Source organism: Leptospira sp. B5-022, assembly GCF_000347035.1.
Lineage (GTDB): Bacteria > Spirochaetota > Leptospiria > Leptospirales > Leptospiraceae > Leptospira_B > Leptospira_B cinconiae.
Genome location: NZ_ANIJ01000006.1, coordinates 228,512 through 248,714, shown reverse-complemented (window position 1 = coordinate 248,714; position 20,203 = coordinate 228,512). Strand labels below are relative to the sequence as shown.

The 20,203-nt window shown below is 41.4% G+C and carries 21 protein-coding genes; 14 read left to right on the top strand and 7 right to left on the bottom strand.

All coding sequences use genetic code 11. From position 1 onward, the window contains the following. Nucleotides 1-33: 33 nt before the first annotated feature. From LEP1GSC192_RS01730 to LEP1GSC192_RS01720, 3 genes are all read right to left on the bottom strand, one after another. Entirely contained in the window at nucleotides 34-414 is a 381-nt protein-coding gene (locus LEP1GSC192_RS01730) for a TIGR04452 family lipoprotein (RefSeq protein ID WP_020768060.1), read from the bottom strand. 101 nt (nucleotides 415-515) lie between these two features. Next, nucleotides 516-1,508, bottom strand: a complete 993-nt coding sequence (locus LEP1GSC192_RS01725; RefSeq protein WP_020768101.1) for a UDP-3-O-acyl-N-acetylglucosamine deacetylase — start codon at nucleotides 1,506-1,508, stop codon at nucleotides 516-518. A gap of 6 nt (nucleotides 1,509-1,514) precedes the next feature. Continuing rightward, a complete protein-coding gene (locus LEP1GSC192_RS01720; protein ID WP_157186883.1) occupies nucleotides 1,515-2,294 on the bottom strand; it encodes a DUF4870 domain-containing protein in 780 nt (259 codons plus the stop codon). Between the two features lie 31 nt (nucleotides 2,295-2,325). Here LEP1GSC192_RS01720 and eno point away from each other — a divergent pair, with 31 nt between their 5' ends. The 7 genes from eno to LEP1GSC192_RS01685 are packed head-to-tail and all read left to right on the top strand — an operon-like array spanning nucleotide 2,326 to nucleotide 7,204. Next, nucleotides 2,326-3,624, top strand: coding sequence for a phosphopyruvate hydratase (eno, locus tag LEP1GSC192_RS01715; RefSeq protein ID WP_020768223.1), 1,299 nt, complete (start codon nucleotides 2,326-2,328; stop codon nucleotides 3,622-3,624). A 7-nt stretch (nucleotides 3,625-3,631) separates the two neighbouring features. Then, nucleotides 3,632-4,096 (top strand): septum formation initiator family protein, encoded by a 465-nt coding sequence (locus LEP1GSC192_RS01710; protein ID WP_036088669.1) that lies wholly within the window; start codon nucleotides 3,632-3,634, stop codon nucleotides 4,094-4,096. A gap of 10 nt (nucleotides 4,097-4,106) precedes the next feature. Beyond that, the gene (locus LEP1GSC192_RS01705; RefSeq protein WP_020768100.1) at nucleotides 4,107-4,709 is read left to right on the top strand and encodes a ClpP family protease; all 603 of its coding nucleotides are present in this window, start codon (nucleotides 4,107-4,109) and stop codon (nucleotides 4,707-4,709) included. Between the two features lie 10 nt (nucleotides 4,710-4,719). Continuing rightward, nucleotides 4,720-5,079 carry a hypothetical protein gene (locus tag LEP1GSC192_RS01700; RefSeq protein WP_020768453.1) on the top strand — a complete coding sequence of 120 codons (360 nt, stop codon included), beginning with the start codon at nucleotides 4,720-4,722 and terminating at the stop codon, nucleotides 5,077-5,079. A gap of 3 nt (nucleotides 5,080-5,082) precedes the next feature. After that, a complete protein-coding gene (locus LEP1GSC192_RS01695) occupies nucleotides 5,083-6,084 on the top strand; it encodes a YheT family hydrolase (protein WP_020768505.1) in 1,002 nt (333 codons plus the stop codon). Nucleotides 6,085-6,111: 27 nt separating this feature from the next. Then, complete coding sequence (locus LEP1GSC192_RS01690) at nucleotides 6,112-6,657, top strand: DUF4416 family protein (protein ID WP_020768321.1); 546 nt, start codon at nucleotides 6,112-6,114, stop codon at nucleotides 6,655-6,657. Next, complete coding sequence (locus tag LEP1GSC192_RS01685) at nucleotides 6,632-7,204, top strand: hypothetical protein (RefSeq protein ID WP_020768388.1); 573 nt, start codon at nucleotides 6,632-6,634, stop codon at nucleotides 7,202-7,204. The genes LEP1GSC192_RS01690 and LEP1GSC192_RS01685 overlap by 26 nt, the downstream gene beginning before the upstream one ends. Before the next feature lie 33 nt (nucleotides 7,205-7,237). On the opposite strand, the gene LEP1GSC192_RS01680 is transcribed toward LEP1GSC192_RS01685, so the two are convergent. Both LEP1GSC192_RS01680 and LEP1GSC192_RS01675 read right to left on the bottom strand, forming a co-directional pair. After that, nucleotides 7,238-7,993 (bottom strand): diacylglycerol/polyprenol kinase family protein, encoded by a 756-nt coding sequence (locus LEP1GSC192_RS01680; protein ID WP_020768279.1) that lies wholly within the window; start codon nucleotides 7,991-7,993, stop codon nucleotides 7,238-7,240. A 37-nt stretch (nucleotides 7,994-8,030) separates the two neighbouring features. Next, nucleotides 8,031-8,381 carry an STAS domain-containing protein gene (locus LEP1GSC192_RS01675; RefSeq protein ID WP_020768291.1) on the bottom strand — a complete coding sequence of 117 codons (351 nt, stop codon included), beginning with the start codon at nucleotides 8,379-8,381 and terminating at the stop codon, nucleotides 8,031-8,033. Between the two features lie 45 nt (nucleotides 8,382-8,426). On the opposite strand from LEP1GSC192_RS01675, the gene LEP1GSC192_RS01670 reads away from it, so the two are divergent. The 4 genes from LEP1GSC192_RS01670 (at nucleotide 8,427) to LEP1GSC192_RS01655 (ending at nucleotide 11,784) form a co-directional block, all read left to right on the top strand. Continuing rightward, complete coding sequence (locus LEP1GSC192_RS01670) at nucleotides 8,427-9,131, top strand: hypothetical protein (protein WP_020768262.1); 705 nt, start codon at nucleotides 8,427-8,429, stop codon at nucleotides 9,129-9,131. A 17-nt stretch (nucleotides 9,132-9,148) separates the two neighbouring features. Next, nucleotides 9,149-9,496, top strand: a complete 348-nt coding sequence (locus LEP1GSC192_RS01665; protein WP_020768381.1) for a hypothetical protein — start codon at nucleotides 9,149-9,151, stop codon at nucleotides 9,494-9,496. Nucleotides 9,497-9,536: 40 nt separating this feature from the next. Next, nucleotides 9,537-11,072 (top strand): hypothetical protein, encoded by a 1,536-nt coding sequence (locus tag LEP1GSC192_RS01660; RefSeq protein WP_020768396.1) that lies wholly within the window; start codon nucleotides 9,537-9,539, stop codon nucleotides 11,070-11,072. Nucleotides 11,073-11,376: 304 nt separating this feature from the next. Continuing rightward, on the top strand, nucleotides 11,377-11,784 hold the full coding sequence (locus LEP1GSC192_RS01655; protein WP_036088666.1) for a helix-turn-helix transcriptional regulator: 408 nt from the start codon (nucleotides 11,377-11,379) through the stop codon (nucleotides 11,782-11,784). 115 nt (nucleotides 11,785-11,899) lie between these two features. On the opposite strand, the gene clpB is transcribed toward LEP1GSC192_RS01655, so the two are convergent. Then, entirely contained in the window at nucleotides 11,900-14,467 is a 2,568-nt protein-coding gene (clpB, locus tag LEP1GSC192_RS01650) for an ATP-dependent chaperone ClpB (RefSeq protein ID WP_020768043.1), read from the bottom strand. Nucleotides 14,468-14,703: 236 nt separating this feature from the next. Between clpB and LEP1GSC192_RS01645 the strand changes: the two genes are divergently transcribed. The 3 genes from LEP1GSC192_RS01645 to LEP1GSC192_RS01635 are packed head-to-tail and all read left to right on the top strand — an operon-like array spanning nucleotide 14,704 to nucleotide 19,376. Then, nucleotides 14,704-16,512 carry a sodium-dependent transporter gene (locus LEP1GSC192_RS01645; protein ID WP_020768116.1) on the top strand — a complete coding sequence of 603 codons (1,809 nt, stop codon included), beginning with the start codon at nucleotides 14,704-14,706 and terminating at the stop codon, nucleotides 16,510-16,512. Between the two features lie 6 nt (nucleotides 16,513-16,518). Further along, a complete protein-coding gene (locus tag LEP1GSC192_RS01640; protein ID WP_020768022.1) occupies nucleotides 16,519-18,516 on the top strand; it encodes an ATP-dependent DNA helicase in 1,998 nt (665 codons plus the stop codon). Continuing rightward, complete coding sequence (locus LEP1GSC192_RS01635) at nucleotides 18,513-19,376, top strand: hypothetical protein (protein ID WP_020768106.1); 864 nt, start codon at nucleotides 18,513-18,515, stop codon at nucleotides 19,374-19,376. The genes LEP1GSC192_RS01640 and LEP1GSC192_RS01635 overlap by 4 nt, the downstream gene beginning before the upstream one ends. Here LEP1GSC192_RS01635 and LEP1GSC192_RS01630 read toward each other — a convergent pair. Beyond that, the gene (locus LEP1GSC192_RS01630; RefSeq protein WP_020768093.1) at nucleotides 19,345-20,139 is read right to left on the bottom strand and encodes a hypothetical protein; all 795 of its coding nucleotides are present in this window, start codon (nucleotides 20,137-20,139) and stop codon (nucleotides 19,345-19,347) included. The two genes, LEP1GSC192_RS01635 and LEP1GSC192_RS01630, sit on opposite strands and share 32 nt — an antisense overlap. Between the last annotated feature and the right edge of the window lie 64 nt (nucleotides 20,140-20,203).

The window sequence follows — 20,203 nt, the reverse complement described above, 5'->3', positions numbered from 1 at the left end:
CAGTGAAGCCGGGGGCATTGTTGAAAAGGAAATTTAGTCTACACTTCCGTAGATATTATTGTCAGGCTGTAAATTCGAGCATTGCCCAAACAGAACTGCGATAGACGGTTGAAGTCCTAAGGCTCCGAACAATTTAATCTCGTCCACACAAGCATGCACATCTTCTTTAGCGTAATATTCGCTGGGCTTGATCCCTGCCAGGATCGGCGGAAGAAATATATTATTCAAATACGTAGAGCCGGAAAAATCTCCGCTCCCGATCGCATACAATTGAGCCGCAAGGGTTGCCGCCTCTTCTATTTTATCCTTTGCTTCACTTCCTTTATAACGATTCGTTAAACCGGTAGTGTTTAACGCTACACAATTTACTGCGATCATTAGGATAAATAATAGCGGTAATATTCCGATCCGCATTGGTAACCTCTTTAGGGAAAATGGACTTCGTTTTGATTTTTTAAAACGAAACCGTTTCTATTTCAAGTAGTTTTAGGTTTTTGGAAATCCTTTACCCGAAATTAATTTTCTATCCGAATCCCGTATTTTTCCAATTCTTCCGGATCACAGGAAAACTGGGCGATATCTATCTGTTTGTGATGATCAAAAAGAAAAGTTGTCATCTTTCCGAAAAATTTTCCTTCATATTTTTCTTCCACAAAACGTAACCAAGAAATGATATCTATCAATTCATGACAGATGAATTCGTAATTGTAACCGGACCTCGAGTCCTGAAACTTGTCCCGAATATTATAGATTTTATCTTCATCTAAAAGTAATACGTTTTCCAAGGTAAAAGGATAATCTTTCAATCCACCGGCAAGCCCGATCTGATAAAAACTTTCCGCATCCTTTTTGTTACGGAAGGCGGTGGTCCTTGCGTCCCCGAAATAAGAAAAATTCTCCGCAGTGAGTTCGGTCACAATCCTCGATTTTCCAACGGTAGTACCCGGATATTCTACTTGGTGATCGATCACGAGACCTTGCGACTCCTGGACCGAAGGCTCCAAAACGCAGTAACCCTTTTCCCAAACTAGAGCGAATGGAGAAGATACAGAGATCTTTTTTCTTTCCCCTAATTTCTTTAAATTTCCCTTCGAATGGACCATATAGACTCGATCGCAAAAATCGAAGGTGGGAAAACTGGATTCGGTCAAGGTAAAATCAGCATATATTCCGAATGCCAACATCCAAGCAAGAGGATGTTCTATCACCTTTACTTCTCCTAATTGTATATTATGATTTCCTTTAATACATTTCCTACTATCTAAATCGTATCTGATCCCATTCCAACTAAATCCGGATCTTCCATTTTGGATGGGACTCACTTTAATGATCGATTCTTTGTTCTCGAAGGTGGCTTTACCCTGGACTTGGAATTCCTTCTGGATGGTATAAGAATATTCCGGATCCACTTCCGTTTCCTGCGAAAATTCCTCAGGAAGAGAAAGGATTTCCGGATTTCGATCCGAGACTAAGTCCTTAATTTCAGAAATTTGGGTCAGGACCTTCATTCTTTTTTAGACTTTCCAAACACCTTCTACAAATAAATAACTGAAAGAGAGAGTTCCCAAATACACGAACATAGTCGGAATTGCCCAAAGCAATTTTGTCCTAAAAGGTTTATGCTCGGTATGAAAATATGCGAATGTGGCAAATATTCCCAAGACGAATTCAGGAAATAAAACATAGATCGCAGTATGTCCGATCATGGAAACATTCTGCGCATACCAGACCGGTATTAGTCTCATTAATTCTTCGGATAAGAAGAAGATCAAAAATGCGGTTCCTCCGGCTAACAGATATTTGCTGAGCGGATTTGCCTCAGGATATCTTTTTTCAAATCGAGTGGCCACATACACTATGATAAAAAGTGGAATGGTCCAAAGGCCGGCCATATATGCGGATACTGTTCCGATCTTATAAAATCCGTCCGGAGGGAACACCAAAACCCCAAGCACTTTGGATAAGAACCAATCAGGGATCACTTGTAGAATACTTACAGGTAAAACAAAAAGAAAAATATCCATCCAACGGTCATGTTCCCAAACCTGGGCAACGATTGGCAGAGAGATATTATAGACTAAAACCAGAAAAAACAATCTCCAACCGTTAGTCGCTGGAATTGGAAGTAATAGAACTATGATACATAGTATCGTGAAGGAGATATGAAAGAATAGTGAATGTTTTTCAGTGGTCTTCATCGACGGATTTGTATCTTTATAGCCGGTCCAGGCAATCTTTTTCCTGCTTTTCCCGCTTGATTTATTTCCGCGTAACAAAAGGATTTCAGGAAAAATCTATAAGAGATAGGTATTATAAGGAAATCACATGTCCAAAAGCTCCAAAATTTCGGCGATCCGTGCCCGCGAAATCATGGATTCCAGAGGAAATCCTACGGTTGAAGTAGATATAACACTGGAAGACGGCTCTTTCGGTAGAGCTGCAGTTCCCTCCGGAGCCTCCACAGGAGAATACGAAGCGGTAGAATTAAGAGACGGAGATAAATCCCGTTATTTAGGCAAAGGTGTCCTAAAAGCCGTAGAAAACGTAAACGTCAAGATCAAAGACATATTGATCGGCGAAGACGCTTTAGACCAAAACAGAATTGATTTCTTGATGCTGGATCGGGACGGGACCAAAAACAAATCAAAATTAGGTGCAAACGCGATACTCGGAACCTCTCTTGCGGTAGCAAAGGCGGCGGCATCCCATACTAGACTTCCGCTTTACAGATACGTCGGCGGGAATTTCGCAAATGAACTTCCCGTACCAATGATGAATATCATCAACGGTGGGGCCCATGCGGATAATAATGTGGACTTCCAAGAATTTATGATCCTACCTGTGGGAGTGAATAGCTTCCGCGAAGCATTAAGAGTGGGAGCAGAAGTTTTCCATAGCCTTAAGTCCGTTCTCAAATCCAAAAAACTGAATACTGCGGTAGGAGATGAGGGAGGATTTGCACCGGATCTTGCAAGCAACTTAGAAGGATTAGAAGTGATCCTCCAAGCCATTGAAAAAGCGGGTTATAAGCCGGAAAAAGACGTATTATTGGGTTTAGATGCCGCTTCTTCCGAGTTTTTCGACAAATCCAAGAAAAAATACGTTTTGGGCGGAGAAGGAAATAAAGAGTTCTCTAGCGCGGAATTAGTGGAATACTATTCAGATCTAGTCTCAAAGTATCCGATCATTACTATTGAAGACGGTCTGGATGAGAACGACTGGGAAGGTTGGAAACTTCTAAGCGAGAAATTGGGTAAGAAGATCCAACTGGTTGGAGACGATTTGTTCGTTACCAATATAGAAAAACTTTCCCAGGGAATTTCCCAAAAGGTGGGCAATTCCATCCTGATCAAGGTGAACCAAATCGGAAGTTTATCCGAAACTTTGGCGTCCATCGATATGGCGAAAAAAGCCAAATATACGAATGTGATCAGCCATAGATCCGGAGAAACGGAGGACGTAACTATTTCGCATATCGCGGTGGGTACGAACGCGGGCCAGATCAAAACTGGTTCCCTATCCAGGACCGATAGGATCGCTAAATATAACGAACTTTTGAGGATCGAAGAAGAATTAGGTTCTTCTGCGGTTTACAAAGGGAGAAATACATTCTATAATCTCTAAACTACTTATGGGAATTGGCTTGGCGAACAAACTGTTTTTACTTCTACTCTTTCTTTCCGGAATGTTTTACTTCACGGTATTGGGAGAGTCCGGTCTGGTCGTACGGTCTACCCTAGAAACCAGTCTTTCCAGCCTTCGTTTGGATGTGGAAAGACTGGAGTATGAGAATAGACAGTTAGAAGAAAGGCAAAAACTTCTCAGAGATGATAGATTAGCTTTGGAGAAAGAAGCTAGAAAGTATTATCTTCTCTCCGAAAACGCACAAATTATCAAATTTAGGGAGCCGGAGCCGAAAGCGGAGAATCGTCCGGTCCTCGCCTCCCGTCTAATTGCTTTAAGAGCGGACCGTGATATGCCGGTCCCTCCGATCCAGTTACTTCGCTTTTTTTACGTTTCCTTTGTTGCTTTCGTATTTATTGGAGTTTTCAGGAAATTACGGAGGAAGAAACTGGAAGAACGAACCGCTGCTTAAGGGAGCCATAATGTCCGAGACTGAAAAAATCACCGAAGTAATCGAAGAATTAGCCGGTAGCAAAATTTCCAAAAAGTTCATCGACCATAGAAAAATTTTCTTATGGGGAGCGGTTACCGATGAATCCGCAAAAGATATCGTAGGCAAACTACTCTATCTGGAAATGGCTGATCCGGGAAAGGAAATCACATTTTATATCAATAGTCCCGGAGGCGTTGTGACTTCCGGACTTACCATCTACGACACAATGAAAATGATCACTTCTCCGGTTCATACCGTTTGTATGGGACTGGCTGCTTCTATGGGATCCGTTCTTTTAGCTGCAGGCGTAAAAGGTAAAAGAGCCATTTGGCCTAACGGGAAAGTGATGATCCATCAGCCGAGTATCGGAGGACAGATCGTTGCTCCTGCATCCGATCTTAAGATCCAAGCAGAAGAGATCTTAAAAACCAGAGCAAGATTGAACCAAATTCTTGCAGACGCTTGCGGTCACCCTGTCGAAAAATTGGAAGAAGACACGGATAGAGATTATTATATGGACGCGGAAGAAGCGATCAAATACGGGATCGTAGATACTCTTGCGACCAAGATCGAATTCCCGAAACAAAATTAAGGTTTTTCTGTTGTCTGGTCCCTCTTCCTTAGAAGAAACCGTTCGCTCCTATCTGGAAACTATTCCGGAAGGAGCACAACATCTTTCCGAAAAAGAAATAGCTAATCTACTTTTGGAGTTCTCGGCTTTATTATTCGAGGATCCGGAAGATCCCTCCGAAAAAATTTTAGTCTCCGATCTAAGCGCATTCGAATTGGACGAATTTTTGAACTTTTATTTGGAAGATATGTTCCCTGAGGATGCAAAGATCAGAGAGAAGGGAAAAGTATTCCTTAAAAAATTTAAGAAATTCTTAGAGAAACGGTCCCTTTTAAAAAAAGAACAAGAAGAAGAGTGGAAAGAGTTCTTTAAGGAAAACGAGATCCGTTGATCCATGGAAGCCTCTCATTTTCGACCTAAAAGATTCGTCTCGGGCAAACACGCTCAAACTATTTACAGCACACTTTTTCCTCCTGAAAATCCTCTTAGGACCTCTTATTACTGCGAAGATATCCTTCTTACGGTAAGCGGAGAATCCGGGGATAAACTCTGGTTAGAACATAATCCTCCTGTTTCCTCGTATCGTAAGAGCTCCATTCCGTCTAACGGGAGTTATATACTCATGATCCATGGAATGGAAGGTGATTCGGAAAGTTCTTATTTAATATCTCTTGCTTCCTCCGCTCTGGAAAGAGGATACGGTGTGATCCGAATGAATCTCCGCAATTGTGGAAGAGGAAGAGGATTTTCCAGAAAATCATATTACGCGGGTCAGTCGGAAGATTTACAGGATGTTCTGGATTATATCTATGAATATTTGAGTCAAAAGATCTTCGTATCAGGATTTTCACTCTCCGCGAACTTGGTCCTAAAATTTTTCGGAGAATCCAGAAATCATAAATCACTCGCTTTTTCGGCGGTCTCCCCTCCCCTGGATCTGGCCAAAAATTGCGAATTTATCGATTCACTTTCCGGAAGATTTTACAGAAATCATTTTATCAGCAGTTTTAAAAAGAAGATCAAAGAAGGGATATTGGATCTGACTCCTTTGCAATTGGAAAATTCCAAAAAAATAAAAACGTTCTTTGATTTCGACGATATGATCACAGCTCCTTCTTTCGGGTATCCGAGTGCTATGGAATATTATAAAAAAAACTCCTGCATAGGATATATCCAATCCATCACTCATCATGGAATTCTTATCCATGCGGAAGATGATCCAGTGGTCCCTCTATTCGAATGGAATTCGATCGATTGGAACAGACTTCCGAACTTAAAAACCATTCTGACCAAACAAGGAGGCCATGTTGGATTTGTGACGGATTCCAAACCGGATCTTCCGGACGGTCGTTGGCTTACTAAAATTCTGCTGGATTATTTCGATTCCAAATTATAATCTGCTGCCTGAAAGCCGCTTAAACAAGTGAATTCCAAACAGAACTCTTCCAAACCCAAAAAACCTCTTCCTGCATCCTTCTTTATTGTGGTTTCTTACGAAAATGAAGAGGCTTATTATCGTTTAAAAGAAAAAGCGGAAGATTCATTTTCTCAAACCTTATACGAGTCCAAAGCTCTTCCAAAATGGACCCATCAGTTTGAAAATTTTTTGGATTCTCCTATCGGTAGATTTACTAGAATTCTTTCTTTGAAGCGTAGAATTTCCAGGGAAGAACTTCCAAGTCTCCAAAAGGAATGTATGAAATTCCAGACTTACTTACGCAAATCGGATGAGTCTATCAGGGTATTGCCTGGGTATCTGACTCCTTATAATTTGGTTTTAGCCTCATTGGAAGAGGATCTACATAGGATCTATCTGTTCCATGGTGTATTCGCAGAGATCATATATACCTACCAGGGACAAAAATGGATCCCGCAAACTTCCGCATCGGAATTTTTCAAACACCCTGAAGTTTTATACTTTTTTACTAATTTACGAGAATCTTATGTTAGCTCTTTGGAAAAACGTTAAACCAACTTATCTATTCTTATTTGCCTTTATGGCCTGCGAACCTTCCGTTCTTTCCGTGAACAATGTGGAACTTTGCGACTATTTCACGAGAGATGGAGTGTGCAGGGAACCTTCTCCCTTGAATAAAAAATATTCGGTGGATATTCCGAATGCCAAAAAGCCGAATACTTGGGAGGAGCTTGGCAACTATCTTTATTTCCATGCCAGAGAAACTCCAGGGTTCGTGCTTCGAATGAACCGCAGAATGAGTCCGGAAGAAAGAAAACAGATCCAAGAAACCTACTTTGCGATGTACGAATTTGCAGGCGTAAAAGGTAAGATGGAAGGTTTCGAGATCGGAGAAGATTGGATCGGTTCTTTTAATTATCTAGGTTCTATGGTGAAAGAAAAACAAAAAAAGGAAAATCGTTTAGGACAATATCCGTATGAGACTTCGATTTTTCCAACCGACTTAGAATTTACCTGGTCTGCAAAAGGGATCAAAGGCAGCACAAAAACCAGGATCGATTTTGTGTATCATGTCCTTCCTGCGGAAAAAACTCCTTAAATTGAACCCCCGCAGAAAAGAAAATTCGATTTCCTAATACATCTCGAAGATCTGCATCGGATTTAAAAAGATCTGATCTACGCTCAGATCCAGAGTAAAATACGAGAAAAGTCCTAATACAACCGCAGACACTACCGGGATCAGAAGATTATCATCTACGATCCCGTTCCAATACGTTCCACTATACAATTCGGTTACGGCGGCAGCGATTACTGCAGGCAGGATCAAAATTACATTCTGCCAAAATTCTCCGGAAGAAAATTGATAGATCCCGAATTCTCTGGAGCCCGACTGAATCACAGAGAGAAACCAAAGTCCTACGACGGCGGAAGATAAAATAAACGCTAAAATCCCTTCCTTAGATTTTCCGTTCGAAAATCTGTTCTTTCCGAAATGGGTCCCAACCCAAGCAGCCATCGGATCTCCAATGACTAAGAATAATAAAGAAAGGATCGCAATATCTGGAGGAAAAAAAAATACCACAAGCGTGATGGAAAGAAAATAAGGAAAGGTCCCGTTGATCCTGGATTTCTCCTCTTCCTTCAATAAAGGACCGGCTAACTTTACGAATACTGTCTGGACGACAGGAATATGGAACCGCGCCCATTCTAATAGGACCAAAAGCCCCAGACATAGAACGAGTAAAACGGTCAGAATGGCCCTGGTGGCATACATTAACGAAAATTGTCCGTGAAATACATCGAAATAATAAAAGGCGGGAATGATCAGTCCTAGTAAGTGCCAAGCCTTTCTAAAATAATTAAAGGAAGAAGTTTTTTCAGATTTCATTTTTTATTTCCGAGATTTCATCTTAGATCTTAGATTATCATCTTTTAGAGGCCATCTTTAATGCTGCCTCTTCGTCGTTTGCAATTAGGAAAAATCCGCTTAAGCCGGCCATCTTAAAAACATTGATCACCGCTTTGGAAATATTTACAAGAACCAGTTTGTTCTTAGTTGCGAAACTGGATTGACTAACTTCCTTTAAGGCCTGGACCCCGGTGGAGGATACCAAATGAACGTCTTCCATATCCATGATGACCGGTCCCTGACGTACCGCCAAGGATAGTACATCCTTAAATTTTTTCTCCGTAAAGGAGTTGATAGAACCCTGCAATTTCAGAACTTGAACGCCGTCTATCTTTTCCGTCTGGATGATAATCTCGTTCAGGATCATAACGGTTTGATTCGTCAGAATACTGGAATTTCATAATAGATACAAATGGTTTTTCTATTCTTCACCTCAGCTTATCTGTTTTTCAAAACCTATGGGTTTCCTTTTTCCGGTTCCTTGGTACTCTGTCTTACGATCGCATTTTCCCAGTTCCATTCTTCCAAAACCCTTAGACCCAATCTCAGTTTTTTACTTTTTCCCGCTTCACTATGTGTTCTTTCCTTTTGGGACGGCACCTCCGCGGAATTCATTTTGGATCTGGTGTCATTAAGCCTTGCCGGTATGATCTCTTCCGGAGGATTTTCTTTTTTAGGAAGCCGCTCTCCAGCTTTTAGAGAAACTTTAGGAATTCTAATATTGGCAGGATCCTGTATCCTTTCCTTTTCCAGAAGGGAACTTTCTCCTTTTTTGATCCCAGCACTTTCCTTATTTCTAATTTTCTCCGTTCCGAAACAAGTTCGTATTCTAATTTTAGGAATTTGTGTTTTGGTTTCCGGAGCTTGGATCTTATATGAGCCTCCTCATCCTAGTTTAGGACCGTCTCTATTCAAATCGGTACTCTTGTTTTTAGGAATGGTTTGGGTCCTCTGGAAGGGAAAGAAGGATTTTCTTAGCGGACTCTTATTTTCCACCTTCTTCCTTCTTATATGCCTATCCAAACCGGGAGAAGAGTTGATGATCCTTGCCTGCGGACTCTTTTTTTCCTACTTGCAAGAAGCAGCCTGGGGACTAGATTCAGGAACTGAAGTTTAAGGTTCCAGGTCTTATCCATGAAAATCAAAGTGGCTCATCTTTTACGAAAAACGGAAGAAATAGATCGGGACCTGACCGAACTAGGCAAGATCAAGGATAGAATTGCAGCAGACCGGGATTATTCCGAATCTCTAAAAGTATCGATTGGAGCGGAGATGGATAAACTCTCCTCTCAGAAACAAGAGATGCTTTCTTTGAAGACAAAAGAAACTCCTTCCGATTGGAATTCTTCCGGCCCACCTTCAGGCGCGAGGGCAGCCGAAGGACTTTACCAAGACAACGAAAAACGCCTAACTCGCGAAATATCCGTTGAAATCCAAGGTAAGAAGCAGCAACCTGCCCGAAAGACCATTCATAAATACTAGTCTTTTCGAGATCCGAAAAGAACAGGTTATATAAAACGACATGAACAAAAAAATAATCGCACTCACCTTCCTGGCTGCTTTACTCTTTCAGTGTAATTCGGACTCGGATGTATTAGCCTCATTCAAAGGAGGCACTGTAACCAGAAAAGAACTCAGGAACTTCTACCAACTCAATACAGGCGGACGCAAGCCGGAGCCGAATCATCCGACCAAAGAAGAACAAACACAACTTCTGGAAACTTTAGGTCTTTTCAAATTGATCTCTTTGTACAATACCGAAAAGAAACTTGTTACCGAAGACGAATTAGCTGTTTTTCTAAAATATTCCAAACCTCAGATGGCGGCTTCTTTTCTTCAAAGGAATTTAGCGGAGAAGTTGGAGCAAGTCGGTAAATTAAAATTCGCTTTCGTACGTGTGATCGCAGTTTTTTCCTTCGATCCTAAAGACGAGGAAGTTACCAGACAGAGAGCCCAAAGTATTTTCGAAGGAATTCAAAAACTTTCCTCTAAAAAAGAAATTATCCAATATGTTGTGGATCATACGGACCAACCTGCTTACAAAGCGGTAGGCGGATTACTGGAGCCGCAATGTTTAAATTGTGGAAATGATCCGAACCTTCCCTATTACCAAGAAGCCGCAGCAAACGAAGGAAAATGGATCTTAAAAGAGATCGATGACCAAATTCAACCTGGCGCGGACCCTAAGGCTCCTAGAAAGAAAAAATTCCTGATCTTAAGAGTAGAAAGGGTGGAAACCATCTACGCTTCCAGAGTTGGAAAGTTTTTCGCAAAAGAATTCGGTAAATTGAAAGTTCTCGCTAAAAAATATATCGAGACGCCCGATGTTTCCGAACAGATCAAAGCGGAAGTAAAACGTAATTATTTGGATCTGAAGGTGGATGATATCGCTCCACGTTATGAGGACTTCATGAAAAAAAGATTCTTGTTCAGCGCAGTCAGCGAACAAGAGGAACAATTAGTGAAAAATGCAGGTTTCGAAAAGGTAACGATTACCCAAGACAATCTGAATACTTTCAATCATGACTCCGTTCTATTAACCAATACTAAAACCGGAGAAACCGTTAAATTTAAAGACGTTTTGAACGAGTTGGAACAATTGGCCAAACAAAGCGGACTGGATTCTTCCAAATTAGACGATAAGGCGAATGTGCTCCAATTTTTTAGACAACAATATGTTTGGTTTAAGATAGCGGACCACTCTACCGAATTGAAAGAAGCTTTGGAATCCAAGGATTTCCAAGATATGTTCAATGTAATGAAATTATACATTGTGCAACCATTGGTATTTAAAAGAGAACTTCCAAGCGATGTAACCGTTTCGGAAGCGGAGATGAGAGAACAATATGAGGCTGCCAAAATGTTCTCTTACGCTAAATCAAATCCTAACAATCCTCAAGACAGGATCCCTATGCCTTACGGAGAAGTTAGAGAGAGAATTAAAGAGGATTTGATCCGGGCTAAAAAGCAAAACTTCGTAAGAGAGCTAACCCAAAAGCTTAAAACGGATTATCAATTCATTCTGGATTCCAGTAGATTGAAAGAAGGTAAGATCTGATCGTATATTCTTCGCTTACGATAGCTTAGAAATCCCTTATATCAGTAGTCCGAAAAGGTTATATACCTTTATACTTCGGACTACTGACCGTGTTCTACAATCAGTGAAAGTGTAGCGGCCTTTTTTTATCGAATAAGAATTCAAATGCTTGATTCTTATTCTTTTCTCTTTTAGTATAAGCCGACTTTGGAAAAAATTTCTATACTTAAGTGCTTGTTTGACCCAATGGAAATTTATTCTCGAGACAAAGTAAGGTCGTTTTAAAACGGTTAAAAAGGGGAAAAGAATGAACAACCACATCTATATGCTCCGTAAAAAACGGGGAATCAAGCAATATGATATGGCAAGGGCTCTGGGTGTATCCCCTAGCTACCTTTCCAAAATTGAAACCGGAAGCCAAGCTCCTACTGAAAAATTCAGACAAGCTTGCGCTAAATATTTGAAAACGACATTAGATAAGCTGTTTAACGACAGTCCGGTAGAAGAGGTTTATCCTGAATTCAGCCAAGGACTTACCAATAAACTCTGGGCAAAACGCAGAGAATTGGGTATCAAACAATACGATATGGCTAAAAAATTAAAGGTCTCGACTCCTTTCCTTTCCAAAGTGGAGTTAGGACTATTAGAGCCGCCTGAAGATTTCAAGAGCATGGCATCTAAAGTTTTAAAAATGAAAAAAGAGGAATTATTTCTACATAAAGTAGAATTCTAAATCGAATACGGGAGGTTATAACTCCCGTAAAGCAATACTGCACATTCTTTTCCCTTACTATGTGCCGTTGTTGAAACCCCAGGTTGTAACAAACCCGGGGTTTTTTATTTTCTTCTTACTTAACAAGCACAGTCCCGCCGGAATAATCCAGAACGATACTTTGTCCTTCTTTGAATTCGCCTTTCAGGATAAAACTACTGAGAGCGTTCCCGATCTCTCTTTGGATCAGTCTTTTCAAAGGTCTTGCTCCGTATTCAGGATCGAAACCCGCTTGTACAACGTGTTTCTTTAATGCAGGAGTGAAACTTACCTTTAATCCGTTTTCCTCTGCCTTTTTAGCCATGATCTGCAATTGTAATTCTGCGATCTTAGCGATCATTGCCTCGTCCACGGATTTGAATAGGATCACTTCGTCCAAGCGGTTTAAGAACTCAGGTTTAAAATGTTTTTTCAACCTTTGCTCCACCATTCTTTCTTTTTCTTCTTGTGAATACTCCGTCGAACCTAAAACATCCGAACCTAGGTTAGAAGTAAGAATGATAACTGTGTTCTTAAAGTCCACATTTCTTCCCTTGGAATCGGTCAACCTACCCTCGTCCAGTATCTGTAAGAAAATATTGAACACTTCCGGATGAGCCTTTTCCACCTCGTCGAACAAGATCACGGAATAAGGTCTACGTCTTACAGCTTCAGTCAATTGCCCGCCTTCATCATGTCCTATATAACCCGGAGGAGCTCCTATTAATCTGGAAACTGAATGAGCCTCCATATACTCGCTCATATCGATTCGAAGCATTGCATTCACATCATCGAAAAGGAATTCGGACAATGCCTTAGCAGTTTCCGTTTTACCCACACCGGTCGGTCCTAAGAATAAGAATGTACCGATCGGACGATTCGGATCCGCTATCCCTGCTCTGGATCTACGGATCGCTTCCGATAATAATTCCAAAGCATGGTCCTGACCGATCACCTTGATCTTTAAAGAATCTTCCATTTTGAGAAGTTTTGCCTTCTCCCCTTGGAGCATTTTAGAGACGGGAATTCCGGTCCAACGAGAAACTATGTTCGCGATATCTTCCTCATCCACTTCTTCTTTTAGAAGTCTTCCCGATCCGGAAATTTTTTTGAGTTCCGCGTTCGCTTTCTCCATTTCTTTGGAAAGTTCGATTAGTTTTCCGTAACGAATTTCTGCGACTCTATTGATCTCTCCCCTACGCTCTGCTTCCGCCTCCAAAACCTTATATTTATCCGTTTCTTCCTTGATTTCCTTAATTTTAGCAATTTTGGATTTTTCCAGATCCCAACGAGCTTTTAGATTTCGGAAAAGTTCTTCCTGTTCCGAAAGTTCTTTCGCGATATTCTCCACTCTTTGTTTGGAAGCCGGATCCGTTTCTCTTTTTAAGGCTTCTTTTTCGATCTTTAAGGACTGGATCTTCTTACTCAGCTTGTCCAATTCTTCCGGCATAGAGTCCATTTCTATCCTCATCTTGGAGCTTGCCTCGTCGATCAGGTCTACTGCCTTATCCGGAAGAAAACGATCCGCTATATAACGATTCGATAAACTAGCTGCAGCCACGATCGCGGAATCCAAAATTTTAATTCCATGATGAAGTTCGTATCTGTCTTTTAATCCCCTAAGAATGGTAACTGTTTCCTCCACAGTCGGTTCCTTAACGTAAACGGGTTGGAACCTTCTCTCTAAGGCGGCATCCTTTTCGATATACTTTTGGTATTCCTTTAAGGTTGTAGCTCCAATACAGCGAAGTTCCCCTCTGGCAAGCATAGGTTTCAGCATATTAGAAGCATCCATTGCTCCTTCTTGCGCTCCTGCTCCCACGAGTGTATGGATCTCGTCTATGAATAGGATGATATTCCCTTCGCTATGTTTTACTTCGTCGAGTGTCGCTTTTAGTCTTTCCTCGAATTCTCCCCGATACTTTGCACCGGCAATCATCGCACCTAGATCCAAGGCATAGATTGTCTTGGTCTTAATTCCTTCCGGAACTTCTCCTTGGATGATCTTACCGGCTAGACCTTCTACGATCGCGGTCTTACCTACTCCCGGCTCCCCGATGAGCACAGGATTGTTCTTGGTCCTGCGGGTCAAAACTTGGATGGTCCTTCTGATCTCCTCATCCCTTCCGATGACCGGGTCCAGCTTGCCTAGTTTTGCAAGCTCGTTTAGATTTTTTGCATATTTCTTTAAGGCGTCCGCCTTGTTTTCCGGAGTATCATCCATGATGGGTTGTCCTTTTCTAAGTTCTAATACGACTTTTAATAATTTAGGATAATCGAGTCCTAATCGATTGAATTCCTGGCGAAGGGAAGAAGTCCCGTTCTTCAGAAATGCCAAGAGAACATGATCTGTGGAAAGATATTCATCCTTCAATTCGATCCTGATCTTGTCGGAAGATTGTAAAAGAGAGATTGCGGCTCGCGAAAATCCCTTTTCGGAATGACCTTCTACTCTAGGAAGCCTAGTGATCGCTTCTTCCGTTTTATCTAGGAACGCAGGTAAATTCAAACCCAGCTTGGAAAACAAAGGAGGAGCAAACCCATCTCCTTGTCCTAGGATTTGAGCGATGATATGTTCCTCTTGTATCTCGGGGTTCTTATCATAGGAGCTTTGTGCACCTGAAAGAGCCTCATTCAATTTTAATGTAATCTTATCTAGTTTCATTTTTTTACCGGATCTATTATGGATTCGACTTATACCTTAGACTGGCTTTAAAGATTTTTTTCACTAATTTCTGCCAGAAAGTCAGAGACAATTCTCAATTGCTTATGTCTCTTTTTTTTCCGTTTCTCAAACTGAATTCGTTTTGACAAGGGGATATGTTCCGCTGGGATTATAGTCCATTCCCTTTTCGGACAGGTGGTAAGTCCGAAAATCCCTAAAAGCCGGAACAACCCTAGATGACTAAAGAACCGCCCAAGGAAAGTTGGAAATCCCGTACTGGACTCATATTAACCGTTGCCTCGGGAGCGATCGGACTCGGAAATTTCCTCCGCTTTCCGGGACAAGCAGTACAGAATGGAGGAGGAGCTTTCCTTCTCCCCTACATCATTAGTTTTATCCTGGTCGGGATCCCGGTTTGTATCACCGAATGGGTGATGGGAAGAATGGGAGGAGAACATGGTCATAGTTTTCCGAATCTGTTCCGAGCCTATCTTTCTGGTGTACCTCTTAGACTGCTCGGAGCAATCGGTGTTACCATTCCTTTGCTCATTTATGTATATTATGTTTTTGTGGAAGCCTGGTGTTTAGCTTACGCATTCGATTTTATTACAGGAAATATCAGCTTGAACCCAGGGAACGGGGACCTGAATTCCCTCATCCAGAATTCTTCCGATCATTTTCATACCCTAGTAGGCGCTAAAGAAAATGGGATGGCCATAGAAGGTAAAATTTTTTACGCCACACTTGCCTGTTTTTTAATGAATTTCATCTTAGTGTATAGAGGGATCGCGAAAGGGATCGAAATATTCGCTAAGATCGCGGTCCCTTCCATGCTCATCTGTTCCGTGATCGTACTTGTTCGAGTATTAACTTTGGATAATATAGAGTTAGGGCTTGCCAAGATGTGGAATCCGAATTGGTCCGCTTTAGGAGAGGCTAAGGTTTGGATCTCCGCTGCGGGTCAGATCTTTTTTACTTTGTCTGCAGGTTTCGGGATCGCTTTGGTATTTTCCAGTTATCTTAAAAAAGAGAACGATGTGATCTTATCTTCCGTTTCCGCAGCTTCCCTAAACGAGTTTATAGAAGTCGGATTCGGCGGAATGATCACGATTCCTGTGGCATTTTTATTTTTAGGAGTATCGGCGACTTCCTTCGGAACGTTTGGGATGGGATTTATCGCACTTCCATCCGTATTTGCATTAATGCCGGGAGGTTCCTTTTTCGGAGCGATCTGGTACTTTGTTTTATTCTTAGCGGCGCTCACTTCTTCCGTTACGATGTTGCAACCAGTGATCGTGTTTTTGGAAGAAGCTTTTCATATTAGAAGAAGGATTTCTAGTTTTATTCTTTTTCTTTTCACATTCGGGCTTTCCTTTCCTATCTTGTATTTTAACAAAAACTTCAATGCGCTGGACCAAGCGGATTTCTGGGTCGGAACGGTTCTCATCTATATTTTAGCTACCTTACAGATCTTAATTTTCGGCTGGGTAATAGGGGCCAAAAAAGGTTTGGAAGAAGGTCATAAAGGTGCACACGCTCACCTACCTAAATTTTTCTGGTGGGTCATCCAATATATCACTCCGGCATTCTTACTTGTCGTATTCGGAATGTTCCTCTACCAAAATCTTGGATCTTATTTTAATAAAATGGATGTGGATTGGATGATCGCAAATGCCTCGGCTGGAACAAGCGCGGAAGAAGCGAAATTCCAGGCATTGATCTCCCGTTATGTATTTCTATCAATCCTCGCAGTATTCGGGCTCATTTACGTTTTAGTACATTTCAGCCTAAAAGGTAAGGAAGAATCCAAGGATAGATCCACGAACAAAATGCTACCAATCTTTTTGGGAAGTTTTATACTGATCCTGGCATTCTTTATGAACTTCTTTCCGTATAAAGAAACTTCCTCGATAGCGGCTGCATTCGGTTCCGTTTCTCCCGAATTAACTTTCGATGGAGCGGTGATCATGTGGGTTTCTTTGGGATTAGTGTCCCTTCTATCCTTATATTGTGTGATCAAACTTTTCCGGACCAGGGAAGCGTAAGTACCTTTGAGTAAAGTCGAAGAACAATTCAAAAAACTTTCCAAACTTTGGCCTGATTTCGAATCTAGATCGGGCCAGATCCAAATGGCAAATAGTGTGGAACAAGCGTTTGCCGGTTCGGAACATTTGATCGTGGAAGCGGGAACAGGTGTGGGAAAATCCTTAGCATATTTGATCCCTGCGGCAATGAACGCGATAGAAAGAGAAGAGATCGTAGTCATCTCTACGGAAACAAAAGCTCTACAAGACCAGCTCATTCGAAAAGACATCCCTCTTGTTTCCCAAATTTTGGGACAGGAAGTAAAAGCAGAGATCGCAATGGGAGCTTCCAATTACGTCTGCAAAAGAAAATTAGGAAATGTTCTCACACAAGGGACCTTTGGTCCCGAGATGATGGAACATCTGAATTCATTTAAGGATTGGGTAAACCAATCCGAATCGGGAAGAAGGCAAGAATACGATGGATATGCGTCCCCTGATTTTTGGTCCAAGGTAACCAGAGAGGCGGACTCTTGCTTAGGAAGAAGTTGCCCGAATTTTTCTCATTCATTTTATTTTTTAGAAAGGGCCAAATGGCAGAAGTCCAATCTTCTAATCGTAAATCATTCCCTACTCGCGGCGCATATAGCGTCGGATTTTAATATACTTCCGGACTTTAAAAAGATCGTAATCGATGAGGCTCATAATTTTCCGGAAGTTTTAGGAAATGCGTTCAGAATAGAATTATCATCTTTGGAGATCCAAAAACTTTTACAAGGTGTTTGGAATTCCCAGAAAAAATCGGGACTCGGAGCAAGGCTTAATTCTCCTAAGATCAATGATCTAGCCAATCTTGCGGGAGAAAAACTTTTCCTTTGTTTCAATAAGGTAGTAGGAGAACTTCCGCTCAACTTTTACGGTTCCCAACGGATCCGCAGACCGTTAAAAATGGACGGAGGAGAATTAGAAGCAGCATTAGATTCTTTGCAAGAAGCGCTTCTTATAGAATTAAAAAAATATTCTAAAGAAAGCGACGAGTTGGAAGAGAAAGAGATCGCAATGGAAATAGAAATGTCTTCCGGAAGGATCGGTCAGATCGCAGAAGGTTTACATCTTTTCCGCACAATGGACGAAGGAGAAAGAGTTTATTGGGCGGATCCCCCGAATACGAAAACGAAAGAGATGTTCCCGAAACTTCTGACCCAACCTTTAAAATCGGAAACAATATTGCGGGAAGTGTTGGAGCCAAGAACGGAAAGTATAATTTTCACTTCTGCAACACTTTCCACAAATAAGGGCGACCTTGGCTATTTTGCGGATCGGATCGGAAGATTACCTTCTCGTTCTAAATTGGTGGCTTCTCCTTTTCCGTATGAAAAGAATGCATTGCTCTTTTTGCCGAAAGATATCAAGGATGCAACCGAATCTCCGGAAAGAAATGCGGCGGACCTTTCTCGTTATATTTTAAAATTGATCGAGCTTACTAAAGGTGGAGCATTCGTTCTATTTACCTCGAACAAATCCTTAAACGAAATTATAGAAACGATCCGCCCTCTTACGGATCTTCCGGTGATCTCTCAATTGGAAATGGGCCCCGAAGCGGCTAAGAATCGGTTTTTAGCGGAAAAGGACGCGGTACTTTTTGGAGTAGCTTCCTTCTGGCAGGGAGTGGATATTAGAGGTGATAAACTTAGATCCGTGATCCTCACAAAACTTCCTTTCCAACCTCCGAACGATCCGGTGCTGGAAGCAAAAAGTGAGAAGTTAAAGGAAAAAGGTGGAAATCCATTCAAGGATCTACAACTTCCTTATGCAACTACGGTACTAAAACAAGGTTTTGGAAGGTTGATCCGTTCCGAAAGGGATACCGGCATTGTGAGTCTATTAGATTCTAGGATTTGGACCAAATCATACGGCAAGGATCTGATCGATTCACTTCCCCCTGCAAAACGGATCTCCGAATGGAACCAACTAAAATTAGAATATTCTAAACTTCCCAATTATTCTTCCGGAGAAGCGGTATGAAATGTAAGACGCTTGTATTCTTTTTGATCTCAGGTCTTTCCCTTTATTCCTGGGAATCCAAAGACAAAACGGAAACGATCGTAAATTGGAGAACGGGTGAGATCCGTAAAACTGTGGAAGTTAAACTTCCGAAAATCTCGTTTCATCCCGACGATCCCGATTATAATAAGATCGGAACCGCAAAAAATATCACGGAAGCTCGAAACATCGCCAAAGAGACAGCAAAGGAAGAAATTAAAAAATACTTATATAGAAGTATGGAAAATCTTAAGTTGGATTCCAATCTTCTCTTGCGTGAAAAGATCGAACAAGACGAGTCCTTTCGCGAAATTTTCCAAGAGATCTACGAGAAGGAGCCGATCGAGATCCATAATCAATTCAAAGGAAATCAGCTAATCGCGACCGGCATTCTTTCTTTAAAAGGGAAAAAAGGGATCCTTTCCCATATTACTCTCCCTTATTCTTCCGAAAATTTTCCGGAAGCTCATCCGATCCATAATCCAGCGGACCCTTATACAGGGCTCATAGTAGATGCAAGACATTTGGAAGTTGTGCCAGCTTTGTTCTCGGAGATCAGGGACGAGGATGGGATCGGGATCTATTCTCCCTTATTCGTCAAAAAAAGTTCCATAGTGAATTACGGTTATATTCGTTACTTTTCTAGAGTTCAGGATGCAATGAAGGAAGAGGTAGCAGGATCAAAGCCGCTTTTGACTACCGCCTTGGGTGTTTTTGGAAAATTAGGAGCGGATCTTGTGATCTCGAACGAAGATGCGGAAAAGATCCTAGCCTCCCCCAAATCCAGGGAGGCACTTTTGAAAGGAAAAGTTATCGTGATCCTAAGGAAACAAGAGAAGTAAATACCTCTTCCGCCTTTTTATACGACTCCGAGAATAAATACGCATATCCCAAATCCAAAAGTTCCGTCCTAGAGAGTTCTTTTTTTCTGGCTTCATATTTCGGAATATTTTTGATCCTGTCGGAATATTCGGTCACTTTCTCTTCGTAAGAAGGGATCTCGCCTGCACCAGGAAGTTTTTCCAGGATATTACACGCTTCTTCGAATTTTCCTATATGAACAAAACATAATCCTAAAGATGCCAGAACATCTCTGTCTTCTTTTAAATTTTCAGAATTTTCTCTAAATACTTTTAATGCTTCTTCGAATTTTCTTAAATGATAGAGGGAAAAAAATTCGAGTCTGGCAAAATATCCATCGGACCAAAGTGCCTTATATCTTTGGATGAGATCCGCGCAGGCTTTGTGGGCTCCCACTTCTTCGCATGCCTTGATCCCTGTGGTTAGAATAGAATAGGATACAGGGCTGGAGGATGCCTTGAAGTATTCGTGGAATAATAACGCAGCCTCTTTTGAATTTCCTTTAGCTCTATGCAAATATGCACCGAGTAAAGGTGTGAGGACCGTTTTTCCTTCTAAAGGAAAATTATTGGCAGTATTTGTTTCCGTTTCGAATTCACAAACCGCTCTTAAATGATTTAAGAACACGTTCTTCGCATTCTTCTCCGCTAGTTTGGTTACTTCCTCGTAAGCTCCTGTTTCAAAGAGTTCCCAAGCGGACTCTTCCAAAGAAAGCTGTGTGGAAAGGGCGGAACTTTTAGCCATACGATACCTCTATTTTTGGTATCGGCCAATCGCACTTTTTCCTGCGATTTTTTTTAGCCCAAAG

Bases quoted from the DNA above. Each gene is read 5' to 3' on its own strand.
- LEP1GSC192_RS01730 (WP_020768060.1), bottom strand. From the start codon at position 414: ATGCGGATCGGAATATTACCGCTATTATTTATCCTAATGATCGCAGTA.
- LEP1GSC192_RS01725 (WP_020768101.1), bottom strand. From the start codon at position 1,508: ATGAAGGTCCTGACCCAAATTTCTGAAATTAAGGACTTAGTCTCGGAT.
- eno (WP_020768223.1), top strand. From the start codon at position 2,326: ATGTCCAAAAGCTCCAAAATTTCGGCGATCCGTGCCCGCGAAATCATG.
- LEP1GSC192_RS01710 (WP_036088669.1), top strand. From the start codon at position 3,632: ATGGGAATTGGCTTGGCGAACAAACTGTTTTTACTTCTACTCTTTCTT.
- LEP1GSC192_RS01705 (WP_020768100.1), top strand. From the start codon at position 4,107: ATGTCCGAGACTGAAAAAATCACCGAAGTAATCGAAGAATTAGCCGGT.
- LEP1GSC192_RS01695 (WP_020768505.1), top strand. From the start codon at position 5,083: ATGGAAGCCTCTCATTTTCGACCTAAAAGATTCGTCTCGGGCAAACAC.
- LEP1GSC192_RS01685 (WP_020768388.1), top strand. From the start codon at position 6,632: ATGTTAGCTCTTTGGAAAAACGTTAAACCAACTTATCTATTCTTATTT.
- LEP1GSC192_RS01680 (WP_020768279.1), bottom strand. From the start codon at position 7,993: ATGAAATCTGAAAAAACTTCTTCCTTTAATTATTTTAGAAAGGCTTGG.
- LEP1GSC192_RS01675 (WP_020768291.1), bottom strand. From the start codon at position 8,381: ATGATCCTGAACGAGATTATCATCCAGACGGAAAAGATAGACGGCGTT.
- LEP1GSC192_RS01670 (WP_020768262.1), top strand. From the start codon at position 8,427: ATGGTTTTTCTATTCTTCACCTCAGCTTATCTGTTTTTCAAAACCTAT.
- LEP1GSC192_RS01665 (WP_020768381.1), top strand. From the start codon at position 9,149: ATGAAAATCAAAGTGGCTCATCTTTTACGAAAAACGGAAGAAATAGAT.
- LEP1GSC192_RS01660 (WP_020768396.1), top strand. From the start codon at position 9,537: ATGAACAAAAAAATAATCGCACTCACCTTCCTGGCTGCTTTACTCTTT.
- LEP1GSC192_RS01655 (WP_036088666.1), top strand. From the start codon at position 11,377: ATGCTCCGTAAAAAACGGGGAATCAAGCAATATGATATGGCAAGGGCT.
- clpB (WP_020768043.1), bottom strand. From the start codon at position 14,467: ATGAAACTAGATAAGATTACATTAAAATTGAATGAGGCTCTTTCAGGT.
- LEP1GSC192_RS01645 (WP_020768116.1), top strand. From the start codon at position 14,704: ATGACTAAAGAACCGCCCAAGGAAAGTTGGAAATCCCGTACTGGACTC.
- LEP1GSC192_RS01635 (WP_020768106.1), top strand. From the start codon at position 18,513: ATGAAATGTAAGACGCTTGTATTCTTTTTGATCTCAGGTCTTTCCCTT.
- LEP1GSC192_RS01630 (WP_020768093.1), bottom strand. From the start codon at position 20,139: ATGGCTAAAAGTTCCGCCCTTTCCACACAGCTTTCTTTGGAAGAGTCC.